The sequence below is a fragment of the Bacteroides eggerthii genome (assembly GCF_025146565.1).
GTDB lineage: Bacteria > Bacteroidota > Bacteroidia > Bacteroidales > Bacteroidaceae > Bacteroides > Bacteroides eggerthii.
Genome location: NZ_CP102258.1, coordinates 3290727 through 3312592 on the forward strand (window position 1 = coordinate 3290727; position 21866 = coordinate 3312592).

Annotated in this window: 15 protein-coding genes; 2 read left to right on the forward strand and 13 right to left on the reverse strand. The window is 44.9% G+C overall.

The window, feature by feature from the left end; genetic code table 11:
* Positions 1-405: 405 nt before the first annotated feature.
* Positions 406-3465 carry a sialate O-acetylesterase gene (locus tag NQ546_RS13555; protein ID WP_004290553.1) on the forward strand — a complete coding sequence of 1020 codons (3060 nt, stop codon included), beginning with the start codon at positions 406-408 and terminating at the stop codon, positions 3463-3465.
* Positions 3466-3533: 68 nt separating this feature from the next.
* On the opposite strand, the gene NQ546_RS13560 is transcribed toward NQ546_RS13555, so the two are convergent.
* Complete coding sequence (locus NQ546_RS13560) at positions 3534-4220, reverse strand: potassium channel family protein (protein ID WP_039953338.1); 687 nt, start codon at positions 4218-4220, stop codon at positions 3534-3536.
* 62 nt (positions 4221-4282) lie between these two features.
* The gene (locus NQ546_RS13565; RefSeq protein ID WP_004290551.1) at positions 4283-6115 is read right to left on the reverse strand and encodes a TrkH family potassium uptake protein; all 1833 of its coding nucleotides are present in this window, start codon (positions 6113-6115) and stop codon (positions 4283-4285) included.
* A gap of 135 nt (positions 6116-6250) precedes the next feature.
* On the opposite strand from NQ546_RS13565, the gene NQ546_RS13570 reads away from it, so the two are divergent.
* The gene (locus NQ546_RS13570) at positions 6251-7618 is read left to right on the forward strand and encodes a TrpB-like pyridoxal phosphate-dependent enzyme (RefSeq protein ID WP_004290550.1); all 1368 of its coding nucleotides are present in this window, start codon (positions 6251-6253) and stop codon (positions 7616-7618) included.
* On the opposite strand, the gene NQ546_RS13575 is transcribed toward NQ546_RS13570, so the two are convergent.
* From NQ546_RS13575 to NQ546_RS13625, 11 genes are all read right to left on the reverse strand, one after another.
* Positions 7615-9192, reverse strand: a complete 1578-nt coding sequence (locus tag NQ546_RS13575) for a chloride channel protein (protein WP_004290549.1) — start codon at positions 9190-9192, stop codon at positions 7615-7617. The genes NQ546_RS13570 and NQ546_RS13575 overlap by 4 nt on opposite strands.
* Before the next feature lie 183 nt (positions 9193-9375).
* Positions 9376-11241, reverse strand: a complete 1866-nt coding sequence (locus NQ546_RS13580) for a RagB/SusD family nutrient uptake outer membrane protein (protein ID WP_004290548.1) — start codon at positions 11239-11241, stop codon at positions 9376-9378.
* Positions 11242-11255: 14 nt separating this feature from the next.
* Positions 11256-14375, reverse strand: coding sequence for a SusC/RagA family TonB-linked outer membrane protein (locus tag NQ546_RS13585; protein WP_004290547.1), 3120 nt, complete (start codon positions 14373-14375; stop codon positions 11256-11258).
* A gap of 209 nt (positions 14376-14584) precedes the next feature.
* Positions 14585-15136: a hypothetical protein gene (locus tag NQ546_RS13590; protein WP_004290546.1), complete on the reverse strand. Its 552-nt coding sequence runs from the start codon at positions 15134-15136 to the stop codon at positions 14585-14587.
* 26 nt (positions 15137-15162) lie between these two features.
* Positions 15163-15519, reverse strand: coding sequence for a hypothetical protein (locus tag NQ546_RS13595; protein ID WP_004290545.1), 357 nt, complete (start codon positions 15517-15519; stop codon positions 15163-15165).
* Between the two features lie 4 nt (positions 15520-15523).
* On the reverse strand, positions 15524-16063 hold the full coding sequence (locus tag NQ546_RS13600) for an RNA polymerase sigma factor (protein WP_004290544.1): 540 nt from the start codon (positions 16061-16063) through the stop codon (positions 15524-15526).
* Positions 16064-16209: 146 nt separating this feature from the next.
* Positions 16210-16386: a DUF4250 domain-containing protein gene (locus tag NQ546_RS13605; RefSeq protein WP_004290543.1), complete on the reverse strand. Its 177-nt coding sequence runs from the start codon at positions 16384-16386 to the stop codon at positions 16210-16212.
* Positions 16387-16538: 152 nt separating this feature from the next.
* Complete coding sequence (locus NQ546_RS13610) at positions 16539-17567, reverse strand: iron ABC transporter permease (protein ID WP_004290542.1); 1029 nt, start codon at positions 17565-17567, stop codon at positions 16539-16541.
* A complete protein-coding gene (locus tag NQ546_RS13615) occupies positions 17560-18696 on the reverse strand; it encodes an ABC transporter substrate-binding protein (RefSeq protein WP_004290541.1) in 1137 nt (378 codons plus the stop codon). The genes NQ546_RS13610 and NQ546_RS13615 overlap by 8 nt, the downstream gene beginning before the upstream one ends.
* Before the next feature lie 2 nt (positions 18697-18698).
* Positions 18699-19826, reverse strand: coding sequence for a YncE family protein (locus tag NQ546_RS13620; RefSeq protein WP_004290540.1), 1128 nt, complete (start codon positions 19824-19826; stop codon positions 18699-18701).
* 21 nt (positions 19827-19847) lie between these two features.
* Positions 19848-21866, reverse strand: coding sequence for a TonB-dependent receptor plug domain-containing protein (locus NQ546_RS13625; protein ID WP_004290539.1), 2019 nt, complete (start codon positions 21864-21866; stop codon positions 19848-19850).

The following is a 21866-nucleotide window of genomic DNA, read 5'->3' on the forward strand; positions in this document are numbered from 1 at the left end:
TCCATTGGAAAATAATGTTAACCTACTATATTTTAACATGATAAAACGATTAATAGGAGTAGAAAAATGAGCAAGCTACATTGCTATAATCCCACTCCCATAGGACTCAGGTTCAATTCATAACGGAAACATCTGCCTACAAAGTTTAAAAACGGGAAACATCTGCCATGTCATCACGTAACAGGACATACGCTTCTGATAGCTGTAGTGTACTAAATAAACTGACAATTTACCGTATGAAAAATGCACTCAGAGCATAAGAAGAACTCCTAAACATTCCATAGGCATACGCGAAGAATATTTTTGGGAATTTTCTCTTGCTGATTGTTTTTTTTTTGATAGTTTTGTATCGACATTATCACAAAATAACACAAAAAACACTCATCAAGTTAAAACAGATTCGATATGAAAAGAAAAATTTCATTTCTTGTAGTGGCAGTACTTGCCATATTCCCGATTTTCAGGGCTTCTGCAACTCCGGAAAGCAAACCGGACCCCAATTTTTTCATATATCTTTGTATAGGACAGTCCAACATGGAAGCAGGAGCTGTACCGGCAGAGCAGGACAAAGATTTCAATAATCCACGTTTCCAATTCATGGCTGCGGTCGACATGCCGAAACTTGGGCGCGAGATGGGAAAATGGTATACTGCCATACCTCCGATCTGTCGTGAAGGCAACAACCTCGGTCCGGTGGATTTTTTCGGAAGAAAAATGATTGATATTCTTCCTTCTGAATACCATGTAGGCGTTATCAACGTATCTGTAGCAGGAGCAAAAATCCAACTTTGGGATAGGGAAGACTATAAAGATTATATCGACAACGAGCGCGACTGGATGAAAAACATCGTCAGCCAATACGGCGGAAACCCTTATGAGCGTCTCGTGAATATGGCAAGACTTGCCCAAAAAGATGGAGTTATCAAAGGGATACTCATGCATCAGGGTGAATCCAATTCGGAAGATCCCCTCTGGCCGGAACGTGTCAAGAAGATTTACGACAATCTATGCAAGGACCTCAATCTCAATCCCAAACAGACACCTCTTCTTGCAGGGGAACTCAAATACGCAGAACAGGGAGGCGTATGTGCAGCATTCAACAGTAGCATTATGCCGAAACTCCCGAAGGTACTTCCAAATGCACATATAATTTCAGCTCTCGGTTGCGAGAGTACAGGCGATCAGTTCCATTTCAGTACCGAAGGAATGAGGCTCCTCGGATACCGTTTCGCCGACAAGATGCTTCAACTTCAGGGATTCAAGTCTGAAGAAAAACGAACGCTTACCCTCAAGCCGAAGAAACTCGGAATTGAAATCAGCCCAACACTCAGGGGAATATTCTTTGAAGATATAAATAATTCGCTCGACGGCGGTATCTGTGCACAACTTATCCAAAACAATTCTTTTCAAGCATACAATGTGCCTGATGCTCCGGAGCACGAGTTCTCCGCATGCGACAGCGTATTCTTCGGCTGGACCATCGTTCGCAAGGGTGATGCAAGGGGTAGCGCAAGGGCTGTTGCCGACAAACCTCTCGTGAAAAATCTCAAGCGTCATTATGACTTCGACCCAAATGATAAATATGATGACGAACAGCGTTACAAGCAGTACAGCGTACGTTTCGAGGTGAAAAACCCCGGAGACGGATTCGGAATAGCCGCAAATGGATTCGGAATAGCAGAATACGGAAAAGGCAAAGAATATCACTATTCCAACAATACCCAGACTCCTTCTATTCCGGCTGTAAAGGACATCAGCTATGATCTCGGGCTGTACCTCCGGGGAGAATCCTACAAGGGTGATTTCAAGGTTTATCTTGAGGATAAGGACGGAAACCTCAATTCCAATGTACTCGCATTCGGAAGCATCACCGATGAATGGAAAAAATATGAAGGAAGACTGAAGGCTCTGCGCAGCTCCGACAGCCGCCTCTGTATCATTGCCGATACCACCGGAGTGTTCTACCTTGATTTCGTCACTCTGCTTCCGGAAGCGTCCCAACTCTGGAACGACGGGAAGGACGGCCCGTTCCGCAAAGATCTCATGCAGGCCCTCGCCGACCTCAATCCTACCTTCATGCGTTTCCCCGGCGGATGCGCTTCCGAAGGTCCAAACTATTTCGGACAGGTATTCTGGAAAAACTCCATCGGCACTCCGGAGGAAAGAATAGGATTCCGCAATCATTGGGGATACTGGACTTCGCAGTATGTGGGCTTCTATGAATATTTTCTCATGGCCGAATCTCTCGGTGCAACTCCGCTGCCTGTACTCAACAACGGCGTTACATGCCAGTTTGCCGGACATCAGTACATAGCCCCTCTCGATACGGAGGAAGATAGAGAGAGGTTCAGAAGCATATTTGTTCAGGACGCTCTTGACCTGATAGAATTCTGTAACGGTTCTGTCGACAGCAAATGGGGTTCGCTGAGGGCCGAGATGGGTCATCCGGAACCGTTCGGACTCAAATATCTCGGCATAGGCAACGAGAATAGAGGAAACGCTTTCTGGGAGCGCTTCGGCATCATATACAATGCGGTCAAGGAAAAACATCCGGAAATTACCATTATTTCCACCTCCGGAGCCTTTGATGCAGGAAAGGAATTCGATGCTAATATGAAAGAAATAGATTCCAACTATATCAATACGATAGTTGATGAACATTACTACAAAAGCGACGAATGGTTCTACACCAACCGCGACAGATACAATCCGGGCAAGAAACGCGGCGCTGAGGGCTATACATATGACCGGAACAAACCTACGCGAGTGTTCGTCGGAGAGTTTGCCAACAACGGTACCAACAATGCCTATGCTTCTACCCTGGCCGAAGCTGCTTACTGGACCGGACTGGAGAGAAATTCTGATATGGTGGTGATGGCTGCATATGCCCCTCTGTTCTGCAAGAAAGGCTACAACAAGTGGAACTCTAACCTCATCTGGTTCGACAACCGGGGCATGTGGCGGACTTCCAACTACTACTATCAGAAGCTGTTCTCCAAAGCCGGTGACAGAGCTTTTCTCATGTCGGATGTAATGAACGGGAATGTGGCGGACACCACCGTATATACATCCCCTACCATCAATACCTCCACGGGTGAGATTTACATTAAGTTCGTGAACTCGGAGGCCGCGAACAAGCGCATTACTGTCAATACCGGTTCCGGAATATGCTACAAAGCGGCTGTTGAATTCATCTCGTCACACGATACCTCTGTGAAGAATCAGAAAGACCAAAACTATTATTCCAGCCATCCGGACTACAACAAAGATCCCATGGAGAATGTGTCTCCGGGAAAGAGAGAAAGGCCGGGAATGAGGGAAATGGCATGGCGTTATGCAAAAAAAGTGTCATATACCGAAGTGATAGTTCCGCATACTGTGGACCTCGGCATAGTGAAAAAGAAATTCGAATTCATCATGCCTGAAAATTCAGCCGGCATCATCCGCCTAAAACCATTGGAATAATTTCACCTTGTAATTACAGTCTGCCACGACGAAGTACTGTACCCAGCTCTTCCTCGTGGCAGACTGACTCACAGCGCTTTCCAAAACTTCCGGAAGTCCCGATACTGCCCGTAACACACCAACCGGTCTCCCGCCTGTATCAGGTCATCATCCGGCAGTCCGTTTACAACATCATGCTCCGTAAAAGAGATGCCCAAGCAGTTTTTCAGCGTCTCGGCACGCTTCAAGGCAAGCAATTTCAACCCGAATTCCTTATCGAGTTTCAATTCATTCACGCTGTAACCGATAAACCTTTCGGGCACAGTGAACTTCACGACATAATAGTTGGCATCTACACGAAACGTTTCAATATCCGCACCGAACTCCAGCAAATGCACCAAGCCGCGCGCCGCATCCTCTTCGGGCGTCAGAATACGCTCCAGCCCGAAAGCATCGAGCACCGAACGGTGTATGGCATCAATGGCCCTGGCATAGATGCGTTTCACCTTTTTCTGCTTCAAAAGAGCCACTACACGAATGGACGAGCCAAAGTTCTCGCCGATAGCGACAATCACCACATCCACGCTGTTCAAGGGAAGCACAGAGAGTGCCTGCTCGTCCGTTGCATCAATAACAAATGCTGTCGCTATCTTGTCCTTCAAGCCATCCACGCGGGACGAACTGATGTCGGCGCCTATCACTTCGTGCCCCAAAGCAGAAAGTTCCTCGGCAAGCACGTGACCGTAATTGCCCAGACCGATAATGATATACTTCATAAGATTTATGGTTTTGGACTTACGGTTCATGATGTTCCGGTTACGGAATCATAAACCACAAATCAGTTAATAATAATCTGTCCGCTCGGATACCGGTATTTCGTATGCTTCTTTTGCTTGATGATGCCGAGCATCAAGGTTATCAGCCCTACACGCCCCACAAACATTAGGAGCGCCACCAGCAGTTTGCTGTCGTCCCCCAGCAAAGGGGTAGCGTTCAGGCTGGAACCCACCGTACTGATGGCCGAAACACACTCAAAGGCAATGGTAAGCAATGAAAGTTTCGGTTCCAAAATGCTGATCACAAAGATGAATATGAACAATACACCGAACGACATCACCACCGTAGCGTTGGAACGCCTGATAGAGTCGTACGACAATTCACGCCCGAAAACCTCCACCCGCTCCGTTCCGCGCAACACCGCCACAAGGTTCAGCACCACCACAGCAAAAGCATTCACCTTGATGCCGCCCGCAGTGGACTGCGAACCGCCGCCAATCCACATCAATATAAGATAGAGCAGCAGCGTCTGCACGCCCAAGCCTGCCAGATCCACACTGGAAAAGCCCGCCGTACGAGGACAAACCGCATTGAAAAACGCCTGTGTCCACTTATCGGCAACCGGCATGCCTGCAAAAGAGCCGTTCCACTCAAAAAGGGCTATGCCCAGCGTACCGAATACCAACAGCAGGAATGTGACAATCAACACGATACGTGTGTTCAGGTTATAAAGATGATAGAACCTGCGGCCATCCCACTCCCACGTGCGCAGAAATCTCCAGAAGCGGCGTATGTGATAAAGAATAATATCTTTGAAGTTCACCAATATCGGGAAACCGATACCACCGAGAATAATCAACAGGGATATGTATATATAAAACGGATTATGATGCCCCGCCAGCAACAGCGGATTGCCCAGATTGCCCGGCAAGGTGGAGAAACCGGCATTGCAGAACGCAGATATGGAATGGAAAGCCGAGAAAGCCAGTTCCTCGTGTATGTCCATGCCCATCGTGCCATGAATATCACTCCAAATGGCGAGCATCCCCGCCCCCTCTATCGCCAACGTGAAGCCGAGGATATAGACCAGCGTGGAGAGCAGCGAGTTCAACGAGTTGGAGCTGACCATATCGCGCACCACCAACTGATTGTACAAAGAAGTATTGCCCATGAAGAACATTGCGAAGAAGCTCGTCAGCGTCATCACCCCCAAACCGCCAATCTGAATCAGCAGGATGATGATTACGAACCCCGTTGTCGTAAAGGTGGACGCCACATCCACCGAGGTCAGCCCCGTCACACACACCGCACTTGTGGAGATGAACAGCGAATCGACCCACGAGATGCCCGACACCGTAGAACGGGGAAGCATCAGCAGTCCCGTCCCCACCAGTATTATGATAAGGAAGCTGACAGCCAAAATGAGCGAAGGGTTTGTCCGCCGTCCCAACAGCCTCACCAAGCCATAGGACAAATTAAGGAAAGAAAGCACCAGCAACAATGAAAGATGATACATCCTGCCGTCCAAAAAGTCCCAGACAGCCTGCACAGCGCCTTCCACCTCCGGACGATGAAACACAACCGGAACCAACGTCAAATAAAGCAAAAAAGTCAATATCCACGTCAGCCTGCTGAAAGTCCGCCGCGTGTCCTTATACTCCAACGCAATGTGCAAGGATATGTCCGCCAAGAAAACAATCCACACCCCATGATACAGGCGCTGCAACTGGTGGGCTTCCGCAGCCGAAATCCTGAACCCATGCTCGTACACCAACCCGACAATAAGCAAAATGGATGCCAGATAGGTCAAAGTCGTCATAACCCTCAACGCCACACGCACATAAGGATAAATCCATTTATTCTGATACAAAAGGAACTTATGATAAATCTTCATAAAAATACCGGTTAAAGAGACGTGGCAAACTTAGACAAATCTACCTTCATAAACAAAAAACAATGGAAAAAAGAAATTGGTTTAAAAATAATGGCTACATTTGGACACTGAATCACTTTTAATTTTATAACCACTATGAGCAACAAGACAAAAAGATTCATTCTTCCGGAAGACGAAATTCCACGTTACTGGTACAACATACAAGCCGATATGGTGAACAAACCCATGCCGCCGCTTAATCCCGCTACCAAGCAACCATTGAAAGCGGAAGATTTATATCCCATCTTCGCACAGGAACTTTGCCGTCAGGAGCTCAACCAGACAGATGCCTGGATTGAAATTCCCGAACAAGTGCGTGAAATGTACAAATACTACCGCAGCACCCCGCTGGTGCGCGCCTACGGACTGGAAAAAGCACTCGGCACCCCGGCGCATATCTATTTCAAAAACGAGAGCGTCAGTCCGATGGGGTCTCACAAGTTGAACTCTGCCCTGCCGCAGGCCTACTATTGCAAACAGGAGGGTGTGACGAATGTCACCACCGAAACCGGAGCCGGACAATGGGGAGCCTCGCTGGCCTATGCCGCCCGCCTCTTCGGGCTGGAAGCCGCCGTATACCAAGTGAAAATCAGCTATGAGCAGAAACCATACCGCCGCAGCATCATGCAGACATTCGGTGCACAGGTCACTCCTTCACCGTCCATGTCCACCCGCGCCGGAAAAGATATACTGACCGCCCACCCCAATCATCAGGGTTCGCTGGGTACAGCCATTTCCGAAGCCATTGAACTGGCACGAAGCACCCCCAACTGCAAATATACACTCGGCTCCGTACTGAGCCACGTAACGCTGCATCAGACCGTAATCGGCCTGGAAGCCGAAAAACAAATGGAAATGGCCGGTGAATATCCCGATATGGTCATTGCCTGCTTTGGCGGAGGTTCCAACTTCGGCGGCATTACGTTCCCCTTCATGCGGCACACGATCCTCGAAGGAAAGAAAACGCGCTTCATCGCCGCCGAACCGGCTTCCTGCCCGAAGCTGACACGCGGAAAATTCCAATATGACTTCGGCGACGAAGCCGGATATACCCCTTTGCTGCCAATGTTTACACTGGGACACAACTTTGCTCCTGCCAACATCCATGCCGGCGGCTTGCGCTATCATGGTGCAGGCGTCATCGTGTCGCAACTGCTGAAAGACGGCTATATGGAAGCAATGGACATCAAACAACTCGAATCGTTCGATGCCGGCTGTCTCTTTGCACAGGCAGAAGGCATCATCCCCGCACCCGAATCCTGCCACGCCATTGCAGCCACCATCCGCGAAGCAAACAAATGCAAGGAAACGGGTGAGGAAAAAGTGATCCTGTTCAACCTGTCCGGTCATGGACTCATCGACATGGCGTCGTATGACAAATACCTCGCCGGCGATTTGCAGAATTATGAACTGACCGATAACGACATTCAGAAGAATCTGGATGAAATAGGTAACTTGGCTTAATAGATATTTGCCATACTGACAAGCGGTTCATAGAGTTTCTCTATGTCCTGTGAATCCATTTCAATCTGCACCTGGTCTCCCGGAATCAAACTTGTTTCCGCCGGGACCAGGTTTTTTCCGTCCCTATGCACACCGATGATAACGCAATGTTCGGGCAAGGACAGCTCACCAACCGCCTTGCCGTCAAAATAAGAACCGGTCATGACTTCCACAGACAGCGCATACCGCTTCTCTTCCTGAAAATCGGATGAGCTAACCATATCCTCGTACAAGATTACATTGAAAGATTTCATCTGAAGCAGTTCCGTAAAATAGTAGGTAAGGCCGCCTACTACCACCGATGGATAGAAAACTTCAAAATGCCCGGTAATCTCCGTTATCAGAACAATGGCAGTCAACGGCGTGCGCTCAATAGCCACCAGGAAAGCCGACATGGATATCAACATGACATAAGTGACGCTTTCGTGTCCGATAATGCCGTACTTCACTGCAATCAATCCCACAAACCGCCCCAGCAAGCCACCTGTGACCAAAGTGGGGATAAAGTTTCCCCCCGGCAGCCCGGAAGAGACGGAACACACCGAGAAGCCGAAATGCAACAGCATGACAGCAAGCACCCACATCATCTCCGTACTGCCGTTCTGAGCCTGTTCCAACAGAAACTGCTCGCCACCGCCCGTCAGGTTCACCTGCATCAATGAGATGATGTAGGCCACCAACACCAGATAGAACATCTTGACGGATGTCGGAGACTTGACCGCAGAGTATACCCGCTTAAACGAAATCATAATTGCAGCATATAGCTTGCCGACAATGGAAATGATGACAGCCAATATGAGGAAATACTTCATTTGAACCCAAAAAGCCAAAGCCGGCTCCGACACCTCAATCAGATGATAAGGGTTTACGGGAAATACCAAAGTGGCAATCACACCTGCCACTACGCCTGCCAGCAGTGTGGTAATAGCCGTCTTGGGTGCATCGAAACGCTCAATGGACTCAATGACAATCAATGAAGAAGCCAGCGGTGCCGCAAAAGCCGCAGCAAGCCCTGCCCCTGCTCCCGCCGCCAACAACTGCTTGCGTTCGCCCTTCAAAATATGTGTCCACCGGGAAACGAGGCAACCGACATAGGAACCTATCTGGACGGAAGGCCCCTCACGCCCAAGCGACAACCCGGCAGAAACGGAAAGTATTCCGCCGGCAAACTTGGATATCAACTCAATGAACGGATGCCGGTAAGTTATCCGCCCGTTGATTGCCCCGCGTGTCTGTGGAATACCGCCGCCACCGATAAGGGGCATTTTGCCGACCAGCCGGGATACAAGAATCAGGATCCCCCAAAACAACATGAACAATGGAATATGCCAGTACCAAGCGGGACGGGAAGCGAAAAGCCCGCTGCGGACATGCAGCAGATAATAGAGCAGGTAATGATAAGGAACCGCTATAAGTCCCGTCAGCAGCCCCACCACCATACTGACAAAGTAGAGCCGCGCATCCACCAACTTCAACTTCCAAATATGCCAGCCACGAACCGTTTTCCAATTCTTTATTTCCTGAAACAACCGCATGGAGTATCCTTTCTTATCTACATTCCCCTACAACAATTTCTCCCCGGTGAAGTTCTGAACCCGGACACAAAAAAATCGGCATATACCCAATTGTCACATTGAAATATATGCCGATTTGCAGAAGACTGCCTAAGAGGATTTTTCAGTAACCTCGAAGTTGCTACATTCTCTCTCTGTTTTTTATCAATATCCCGGATTCTGATAATAGTTTCCTCCGCCTTCCAAAGTCGAAGTAAAATTAGTGGAGATAGGACGCAATCCATATTCCGGTTTAAAGAACTGTGCTAAATCCGGATGATTTTCTTTCAGATAACTAGCATCTTTCAGCATACCTGTACGTTTCAAATCATAAAAACGGGTATACTCACCGCACAATTCACGAGCTCTTTCATTCAGCACCATGCTTATGGTAGGAGTACCGCTTAAAGGGTTTGCTCCGGCACGCTTACGAATCGTATTAATATAACCTAACGCATTAGAACCGCCATTTTCGTAAATGTCAGCTTCGGCAGCAATCAAATACATTTCTGCAGTACGCATGATAAATGTTGCATTCAGATTACCGTTACGTTTCTTATTTGCATTGGCAACATAATAATTGCTGCTGTTATGCTTATTCAGCGAGGGATAAAAGTTATTAAACAGGTTTTCCGATTTCCCGTCCGAAGTATAGCCTTCCGTTGGATTGGTATATGAGTAGGTCATCTTCACATTCTTTTTCACATCATCGTACACATCCTTATAATCAACCACCAAATAACCTTTCTCCAATTTATCGGTGACTTCCGATGCATAATCCTCATCTTGCGGCATAATGAACTTCACAGCCAGCTCTCCAACTCCAATTTGCTTTCCTTCCACACTGCTTTCACGATCAAATCTATTCACAGTGCCCTGATCCCACGTATAAGCAGTATTAGCTTTCCACTCCGTAGTAAAAGACTCGTGGAAGCGAGGATCCAAAGTGCCATCCTCCTGCACATAAAGACTCAATAAATGCTGGGTAGGCATAAACAAACCACTAGGCCCCCCTTCCCATGACAGACGGAAATCCTGTGTATCGGTTATCGCACCGAAATTGAAAAGATTGCACAAGAAATATTCATCATTTCTATTCAATCGGTAATTACCGCTACTTGAGCCATGAGATCCGCTTCCTGAGAACCAACGGTGCTTCCAAAGAGCTTCTTTATTATTATAATTATTCGATTCCTTAAAGACATCGTCATACGAAGCATACAAATGGGCATTATATTTCACGCCCCCCTTCTCGGCATCTTCAATCAACATCTTTGCATATTCCAAAGCCTTCGACGCATACTTCTTCGATGCATCATATTCTATCGTCTGCAAATAGGCTTTAGCTAAGAAACCAATAGCCGCTTTTCGGGTCGGAGTAGTGGTTGTGGCATCATTGCCAACCGGTAACCATTGAGCAGCAAACTCCAAATCCGGAAGAATAATATCCTCATAAATTTTCATCGGTTCTGTCCGTTCCGGATGATAGTTCTTCTCCGTAGTAGGTTCTGTCAAAACCGTTACTCCTCCAAACTGCTCCACAGCGTTGAAATAGTATACGGCACGCAGGAAGTGAGCCTCGGCGACCTTTGCATTACGGGCTTCTTCGGTCTTGAACGGTACTTTTGACGCTTTTGATATGGCTATGTTGCAGGCTCCGATACCGTCATAGATGCCGCTCCAAAAATTGTCCGTATAAGTGGTGTTTGGGGATGCACCGGCATAAAACCAAAACCACTGGGTATATGAAGTTGATTTATTACGCTGGTAAGTCCATAAATCCGTAGTGGCCTCTGTCATCGCCATCCAGTTGTTGCTCTCTACTCCACTGGCGCCACTGGCGCCGTAAAAGTAACGTTCGATCGCGAAATAACAGTTGTTTACTATTTTTTCATAGGTCTCTTCTGTCTCTGCCAAAGAGTCCATTGTAAACTCTCCCGGATTCACTTCATCCAATGAACAAGCCGTAAAGTTTGTTGCAGCCGCCATCAATGCAGACGCAAAAAATATATGTTTCAATTTAGTTTTCATTGTTGTCTTTTTATTTAGAATGTAATATTTACGCCAAAAACAAACTGCTTATACAACGGGAACGAATCAGAACCGTTTGTTTCAGGGTCTGTACCTCTCAATTCCTTGTCTTTTACATATAAGAATGGATTATACGCAGTAGCATAGAAACGACATTTCTCCATCAAGACCTTACGTGAAACAACTTGAGGCAAAGTATATCCTAAAGTAATATTTTTAATCTTAATAAACGAACCGTCACGATAAGTCAACGCCGACATCACTTTCTGCTCCTTGCCACTACCCGGTACCGGATAATAAGCATTCTGATTCTCTTCGGTCCAATAATCCACACCGGCAGGCTGATTAATAGAAGGGTCGGAACTTGCTCTGTACCATCCTATCAAATTACTTTTTATGGTTTGCCCGTAGCGTGCCATTGCAAAGACAGAAAAGTCAAAGTTTTTATAAGTAAATGTATTATTCAAGCCTAAAATGACATCGGGATTAGTATGTCCCAAAATTTGACGGTCATCTTCGCCATATTTATGCACACCGCCGTCACCGTCTTTGTCAAGTGTCTCAATTTTCACCCATCCCGGCTTCACACCATAAGCATCCAATGTTTCTTGAGGAACATTACTTCCCCAGATTCCAGCATACTTATAATCATACAAGGCATGAATAGGCTGCCCTTCAAACAAATTTTCTTTGATCAAATCGCCTGTCGGCAGAGAATTGATTTTCTCCTTACTCCACGTAAACGACAGCGTCGTATCCCAAGAAAAGTCCTTAGTCTTTATATTATGAGAATTAATGGTTGCCTCAACTCCCATATTACTTGTTTCAGCCAGATTCTCCCATACATCTAGAGGGCGCCCCCAACCGGTATTACCGGTCGTTACGGGTAAAGTGCGCTTAAACAACAATCCTTTTGTCTTTGTAGTGAACCATTCAATCGAACCGTCAATACGGTTGTTCAAAAAGCCTAAGTCAATGCCGACATTCCAGTTGTGCGACTTCTCCCAAGCCAGATCAGGATTGGAATAGGTACCTGTGTACTGGGCAAACGGAGCATTATTACCTCCGATACTGATGCCTGAACCGGAATAAATAATAGCATTGGTAAGAGTTCCGTATGCACCGACTCCTCCCGAATTACCGGTAACACCATACCCCACACGTAATTTCAGATTGCTCAACCAATCATGAGTCGATTCCATAAAAGTTTCATCAGAAATACGCCAAGCCAATGCCGCTGCCGGAAAACTATCCCATTTATTGGCCAGCCAAGACACTCCATCCCAACGATTAGAGAATGTCAACAGATACTTTCCCTTATATGAATAATTAAAACGGACGGCATAAGACATTTTTTGAGTCTGTGCAAAATCTGATTCTACATGTGGAGAAGTCGCTGACGTCAAACGCCAGAATGACCACGCATCCAAATCCTGACCGCTACCCGCAGCCATATTGCTTTCCTCCTGATTATGACTCCAAGAGGTCACAAAGGTTCCTCCGATAGAATGATTCTCGGCGATTGTCTTGTTATAAGACAATATATTTTCCCATGTATATCCACGTGTATATGAGTTCAAAATAGAAGCATGCGGAGAACTTGCATAAGTCGGAAGATTAGCGTTGCATTGTGCACCTAAAAATGTTCCTGCACGAGAATTATTCAAAGTGGCACTTATTACTGATTTAAAGCTTAAGCCTTTCAAAGGAGTCAGCTCAAGGTTTCCATTTACATTGATATAAGTCCCCTTAGTATTATTCACATACTGGTCGGGAATAAAATCACCCAACGGGGAATATTCATTAGGAGCATACTCATGATTGATATTACCATTCTCGTCGTATGCATCTCCTAAAGGAAATACAGAAAGCGCTTTAGTAAACGTGTTTTTTACCCCTTGATTTCTATCTGTATACGTCAAGTTTGAGGTAAAACCAACCTTAGCCCATGAAAATATCTCTTGATCGATATTCAATCGCATCGCATACTTACCCCTGTTATCATTACTTAACAAGCCTTCTTCACGAGTATAAGCAGCTGATGCAAAGATTTTTGTCTTCTCCGATCCCCCTGTTACAGACAGGCTATACTTCTGGGTCGTAGCGGTATTTCCTGCTGCCTCATCTACCCAATCAATCCATTTTCCCTGATTATAGGCTTCCAATTTAACAGGATCAGTAAGAATAGCAGACATATCAGCCGGATATTGCCCATTGATATATTTATAAGATTCACGCTGATATCGTGTCCATTCGTCTCCTACCATTCCATGGTAAAAATCAGGAGTACCGCTAAATCCATAATAGGCATCAAAATTAACCGTAGCCTTTCCTGCAACTCCACGTTTAGTCGTAATAATAACTACACCATTCGCTCCGGCAGAACCGTAGATTGCCGTTGAAGAAGCATCTTTCAGGACATCTACGGTTTCAATGTCAGAAGGATTGATCTGATTATAATTCCCCGGAATACCGTCAATAATAAACAGCGGAGTGTTATCACCATAAATGGAACGGGAACCGCGCAGCAGAATCTTCACATCATCATCCTCACCTACCTGCCCGCTGGTTTTCATAATATCCATACCCGCAATCTTACCGGATAGAGCTTCCATCACATTATTAGTAGGCGCAATAACGACGTCTTTACTTTTCATAGAAGACACCGCACCTGTCACATCACGCTTTTTCACTGTACCGTATCCCACAACTATCACTTCATCCAACGCTTGTGTATCAGCCTCCATTTTAACATTCAACTGATTACTTTTGCCCACAGCAATATCCTGTGTTTTGTATCCTATATAAGATATAACGAGAATATTCTTACCAGAAGGAATTTCCAGAGAATAATTACCGTCAATATCGGTAATTGTACCTACTGTTGTACCCTTAACCAATACAGATACTCCAATTAACGGTTCTCCCGTTTCATCTAGGATTTTGCCTGTAACAGTACGCCCCTGCAGAATAGAGTGGACTGATTCACCGGCAACCGTATTGTTTGTACTCGCGTAGGAACATACAGCGGGCATACATAATACTGCCGATAGTCCTAAAATAATAGGAGTACGCCTTTTGAAGCCCTCCCAATTTTGTTTCGAAGTTTTTTTCATTTCTTTGTCTTTTCTCATAATGGTTAACAAGATTTTGTTACATTTGTCTAAAAGACGTAAATAAAATATTGTTGTACTCAAATAAAAATATTAAAATACTACGAAACAAAAATATAAGATTGCTATTCGTACTCTTTTTTTAATAAATTATTCTAAAAAAAATCGGCATATACCCAATTGTCACATTGAAATATATGCCGATTTGCAGAAGACTGCCTAAGAGGATTTTAGGACTTTTGGGCAGAGCGTACCGGATGTTTGTATTTTCCTTGCACAGCCGCCTGTCTCTTTCTGCGGTCAAATTCTTTCTTCAGCTTATTAGCATTGCTCTTCTCCGTCTGATATATTTTCATAATCTGTTTAGGGGAGAGTATTTTCCTGAACTCATTATAATATTTCTCGCGCACATCCAATATCTTACGGCTTTGTGCAAAACGTCCTTTAATCTGCTGTTCTACCTCGGCATCCGTCAGCAACGGCTTAGATTCCGGCTTTACCCCCGGCTTCTCCACCTTTTGCCTTGCAGGAGTTTGTTTACGATTCATCATTCTGCACTCCCGAAGTTCCTTCAAATAGTTCTGATAAACCGGAACGAATTTGGCAGTGGCAGCATCATCCAGCATCAGCGTTTTGACCATTTGATGAGTCTGGCGTTCCATGAATTGCTCCGGTGTCCGGTTCATTTTTTTACCCTTATTCACTTGATTTTGGGCAGAAACACTGAGTTGGCAGCCCATCACGAGGCATGTCAGAAATGCATAAATAAATTTTGTTTTCATAAACTTTTCTTTTTAAGACAATACTATTAATTTAAAAACATATCGTTTTCGGAGAAGCTGACGAGCTCTTCCAGCTCCTCGTCCGACATTTCACGAATCCATTTATCGGCAGATATTGCCGCCGTATAATTTTCAGTATCCGGCCTCTGCAAGCCAGTCCTTCCGGGATCATTTTGCCGGAAATGAAACGGCATGAACAGAAAGCCTATTAACACCGCAGCCACGACAATACTTGTGGAAGCAGCTATCCATAAGCGACGATTTGCCGGTTTGTCAGCATAAGTGCGTTTTTGCACCTCACGTTGCATCTCATCAAAAAAACCTTCGGGCACACGATAAGGCGTCTTTTTTCCTATATCATCAAAGTCAAAGTCTTTTTTCATAGTCTTAATTATTTAGTATGTACTCTTTAATCTTCTCTTTCGCATAATGATAGTTGACCTTAAGCGCATCAACCTTACCGTCCAGAATATGAGCTATTTCTTCATAATCAAGTTCATCATAATAGCGAAGATTGAATACTAGCCTTTGCTTTTCCGGCAGCCTCAGTATCGCTTCCTGAAATTTGACGGCCAATTCATTCTCATAATCCACATAATCGGACGCCCTTAGCTGGGAAATCAGACTTTCCTGCATGTCTTCAGTGGAAACTGTTTCCCGCTTTTTACGGCTGTTCAGCAGACGGAGACTTTCATTCGTCGCAATCCGGTAAATCCATGTGCTCAATGAACTTTCGTTGCGAAACTGATCCCAATGTCTGTATATCTGAATAAAAACCTCCTGCAACACATCTTCCGCATCTTCATGCAGAACCACCAAACGCCGTATATAATAATATATCGGTTCTTGAAAATATTCCACCAACAGCCGAAAGCCCTGCTCGCGATTGGATTTATATATTTGTCGAATCTTGTTTTCGTTAATCATCAGTTCACCGGGTTTTACAGGTTAGAAAGATAAAAAGCGGGGAAGTTAAATGAGGAGGGGCATATTTGGCGTTTATTAACAAAAAGTTGGGGCTGCATCTTTGCCAAGACACAGCCCCAACTTCTCTGTTTATAAGCTTACAGCAATTACCAGAATCTGTTTCGTGCAGGATTATACTCAAATCCCACCGTTTTCAGCGTCCGGACAATTTCGTCTCTTTCTACATTCATATCTTCACAAAGTGCATCCAGTGAAGGATAAAAATCACGTAACTTCATATTGATGAAGCTATACAGCATCATCGGATCTTCGGGTAATTTCATAGCCACAATCTTTGTTTAAATTAAAACTAATACCAGGGGCAAAAATACAATAAAAAATAATATGAAATGGCATAATCCTTTTAAATCTGACAGTTATCTATGCAAACGATTGAGTAAACATTTATTCCGGTAAAGAGTTTTCGGGGAAAAAATCAGTTAAAATGTTGCGGATTTCTTTGGCTGACGATCACATAGATGATTACCGGCGCTCCAATAATCGGTGTAACCGCATTCAAAGGAATAATACCGGCCTCACCGGGCAGGACACAGATAAGATTGCAAAGCAGAGCCACCGCCCCTCCACTCAAAATAGTAACGGGTAGCAAAGAATTATGATTGGCAGTCCGCAATATCATGCGGGCTATATGAGGCACAGCAAGGCCAATAAATGCGACCGGTCCGCAAAAAGCGGTAGTTATGGCAGTCAGCAAACCGGTGATGACCAACAGCCAATTGCGCACACGACCGATATTGACTCCTAAGTTCTCCGCATAGCGTTCACCCAGCAACAATGCATTCAAGGGTTTTATCAGTAATAAAGAACCAAACAATCCTGCAACAGTTACCGATGCAAAAGCAGGCATCTGCTGCAAAGAGACGCCTCCAAAGTTACCCAATCCCCATATCATATAAGACTGCACCCCCTCTGCCGTAGCAAAGAAGTTCAGCAAAGCGATTGCAGACGAAGCGATGTAACCTATCATGATACCTGTTATCAGCAGCATGACATTGCTCTTCAATAACGTAGAAAAGAAAAGAATAAGTCCCATTATCAGCATAGCTCCAACAAAAGCTCCCGCCAATACGGAAAAGAAACCAGACAAGCTGAAAGTACCGGCCGATATGCTACCACCAAACAGCAGCATCACAAACGCCACTCCCAAGCTGGCTCCGGAATTAATGCCCAAAATAGACGGACCTGCCAACGGATTCTTGAAAGCTGTTTGCAGCATCAATCCACAAACAGCCAGCGCACTCCCGCAGAGCAATGCCGTCATGGCCTGAGGCAGACGAGCTTCCCACACGATAAAACGCCAACTTGCCTTCCCGCCTTCACCTCCAAGAAGTATATGAAAGACATCGGATACGGGAATCGGAACCGATCCCACCAACAGATTAGCAACAAACAGCAATGCAATTACTATTCCTAATCCGATACCATATTTTCCTCCTCTACTCATTCAATTTGCAAAAATAACGCAAACCTCCCAAATCTCCTATTTCGGGGTGAAGAATCTGTATCAAATCCGCCAGCAGATAGTCCGGGCGGAAAGGAGTTTCTTCATAAAAAGGAACTTTCGCAGTGTTACATCCGTAAATATTCCGCGTTTTGAATGCCTTAAAACCCGTATAACCAATATAATCGGTTTTCAAATCAGAATAGCTCATATCGCGGTCGCGATTGTACTTGATAATCCAAACATCAGCATCACCGGCCTTATCAAAGACCGTTTCAAAAGCTAAGGGAATGGAACCGCTATGTTTGTCTTCCGCAAAAACATACCGTCCACAAGCGTCATTAAAAAGACGTCCCATCGTGCTACGTCCACCCGGTACATACCATGCAGAACCACTTTTCAGCTCGCTGACAACCGACAGAGAGACCGACGAAAGCATAGCACGATGTTGGAGCCGCTTATAACAGCTATCTACTTCAGCAAAAAGACTATCAGCTTTTGGAGCTGCACCGAACAGCAATCCATAAAAACGCATCCATTCAGCACGTCCCAAAGCGGAAGTTTCCATATAATCAGCACATTCAATAATGGGAATATTCAGCTTCTCAATGCGCCCGTAACCACCACTATTTTCAAACGGAGAAAGCAGAATGGCATCAGGATGCAGGTCGATAATCTTTTCCATATCAGGATTCATGCCGTCACCGCAATCGACAATAGTTCCCCGTTCAACGCCTTCCTGCACGACTGGCAGTTTGATATATTTCAAGTCGCAGATACCACCGATACTGTTGAAAGCTCCCAAATTGTTCACCAGTCCGCAATGTACCGACGAATAGACTACTGCTTTGGAAAGCGGGGTACGCACCACCGTACCTTGCGGCAAATGTGCGGGTAAGGGTTCAGCAGCAGGCACTAAGATATAGGTGTGTAGCGTTCTTAAAGTATCCCAGGGGTTGCGCAAAGTAGCGACGGTATATTCGGGATAGGCCACTAAAGTAAGGTTCTCGGCATAGCGCAGAGGGATGGTGTCTCCGGTTACTAAAGCAGAAGTAGCCTTGCTCCTTCCGCCACAAGCGGAAAGAAACAAGACTACCATCCCTATAAAAACAGATAATGCTATCTTTTTCATCTTTAATTAAAGAATACGGCAGAATTAGGATTCTGACCACCACAATCGAACTTTTCTACAAAAGTTCCATCTTTCTTGAAGCGGTAGATGTTGCCATTACCCGCTGAGAAGAAAGTAGTGCCAATATAAATATCACCGTTATTATCATTCACCTGCAACATGGAAAGACATGTTGTGGCCAGTTCTTCCGGTGCATTCTTTAAGAATGAGATTTCGTTCAGTTTCTTTGTTTTGATATTATAAGTACTGAAAGTGTTAGTAGCAGTCGGAGGATTTCCCCAAATAGTCAAAGAGTTCACAAAATAAACTATATCATCATCAGCCGACATAAAGGTTGCATTACCGATTGTTGTTACCTTGTTTCCATCAGCCGGATCAATCATCTGCAAAACATAACCTGCTGTTGAGGAGTAGTCCCATGCTATTAAGAATAACTTGTCATCTTCCTCCATCAACACATTAGGGTTCGACGCTACGGTCAACGTTTCTTTCAAAGTAAAGTTTTTCAAGTCTATTACAAATACGTCAGTCAGATAAATATATTTCCCGTCCACTTGCTTATAAGAATTGGCAACATAAAGCATATTATTACTTATCGCTACGCCTTCCAGATTATAGCCCTGTTCGATGGTTAATTTCTTTTCTACCTTCAATGTATTGGCATTGATCTTTGCAACCACACCTCCATGAAAAGAAGCATAGATATAGCCATCCTCAGCATCAATAAAACGAATACCTGCCGACAGCTCTTTATCATCCACAAATGACGTGCGGGCCTGCTCCACACCGGCCGCATTCAGTTTCACCAAATAGTTGGAACCATATACTGCTACATACATACATTCATTGTATTCAATCATCGTCTGCCCCATGTCTCCCAACTTAGCCTTATTCTGTTTCTGGAATATATCACTGACAAAATCAGCACCACCGTTAGGAGCATAAAAAGCAATGTTTGCATTGTTAGCACCATATGAACCTGCATTCATAAAAAAAGCACGCACTTGCGGCAAAGCAACCGTCGAACCTGAATCATCCAACAAATCATCGTCATCATCACTACAAGATGCGAATGAAACACTCAACGCAAGCATGCAAAGCATGCCGACTAATAAACTTCTTACTTTCATAATTCTTACTTATTTAATTGGTTAAAATTCAATTGTCCCCGTCAGTCGCCACGAACGTCCCGGCATAGGATAATATTTTATCACGTCATACTGTGTATCTGTCAGATTGACAATTTCTGCCTGTAAGCGAAGTTTGCAACGCTTCAAAGAAAAATCTTTGGACAAATTGACCGTATGTTCCATATAACCATCAATCCTATTCTCCGGTATATTCTGTGACATACTATATCGCTCACTCACCCCTACTATGGAGTATCCTACATTTACCCACAACATTTCCAGGATAGCAGATACGTTCCCGCTGTGCTCCGGCGTGTAAGGTAATTGGTCTTTATAACTCTTGGAAGTGGGATCAGTCAAGTCAATAGCTTTCTGAAAAGTATATCCACCGGATATGACAAGTGTGATATTTTTGCTCAATGAAGTCGCTGCTGCCAAAGTAGCATCTATTCCTGTGGCACGAACTTTTCCATAGTTAGCCATCTTCCAGGCATAGGTGGTGGGAAATGCAACAATTTTATCGGTTACATCATTATAATAACCATCGATAGTAACCGAAAAATAATTGAGGAAAGACACAAAAGGCTTGCTCCATGTTATCCCAATATTATATTCATTGGCCTTTTCGGGACGCAGGCTCCTATTACCCAATCGATAATAATACAAATCATTGAATGTAGGCGTACGGAAAGTACTTTTATACATCAATCGCAAAAAGAACAACTGTTCCTGCCATGGCTGTAAACTGACTGTAAAAGAGGGTACCAAACGCTGAAAATCAGCAGGTGCATCACCTACCTTCACCCGTTCTGTAATATTTGTATAAATCAACGAGCCGGTAGCGGTTACCATACCTTGCCGGTAACGTGCATTGAAGGCTGTCAGTGAAGTATATCTTGTAGGGAAAGGGCAGTCAGGCAAATTACTGCGCAACTTATTAATGGCTCCGTCTTGTGCCAAAGATAAAGATAAAGCATTCCATGGACGGTATAATGCGGTTGCCGACAGATAATACTCGTCTTGCCGATGAACGGCACGATACAGACCATCTGCATATTCATTACCCTCATCTTCATACTTATTCCACCCATGATTATACTTAGCTTGTACCTGCATAGACCATCGCGGCGAGAATTGCTTTTTATAGCGTACTTGTACAAACGAGTTTTCATCCCAAAGTGTCTCATCCGAAATCGGATTATAAAGTGTAACCGCTCCGGGTAATCCTCGTTTTGAATAGAAGTAATAGGCTTTCAATTCCAGATTACTGCTATCCTTGAAAGTATGGAATAAAGTAGGTTCAGCCTGATAGCTGTAAATGGCTGAATTATTGCGTTTCTCTTCCGTCACATATTTTCCATTGACTAATGTGAACGGGTAATTCCCATCAGCCCGCATATAATTGGTATCCAATGAAAGCCGGGTACGGTTACCCAGTTTTTGCCACCAACGAAATGAGGGACTGACATAACCGAAAGAGCCACCTCTCATCTGTACCCTGAATACCGAGCTACGTCCATCGTCAAAATGAGGTTTCTCCGTTTCAATGCTTAACACACCTGCCGATGCATACATACGCGCCGATTGCAATAAATCTTCCGGCTGACCGATATTCAAAGAGAGTACAGAGACATTGTCCAATGGAAAACGACCAATGTCTATTTGCCCCGCCTGACAGTTACTCACAACAACTCCGTCATAGCTGACAGCCGTATGCGCCGCTCCCATATTGCGGATAGAAACTGTTTTCAAACCACCTATCCCTCCGTAGTCCTTTACATTAGCACCAGCAAAACGACGGACAGCATCAGCCATATTCTGTATACCCAGTTGGCTAATGTCCTGTTGCGACAAAGTCTGAATAGGAACTGCTGAAGTTATTTTATTGGGCAGTTTACGGGCTGTCACAGTAACTTTATCTATTTGGTGTACCTTCCCCGTAATTGTATCCGACACCGCCTCCTGCGCTGAAAGAGAAAGCGTAGCAAAATAGAAAAGACAGGCACAACATCCCCCCAGCACTTTGGTTAGCAATGTCAT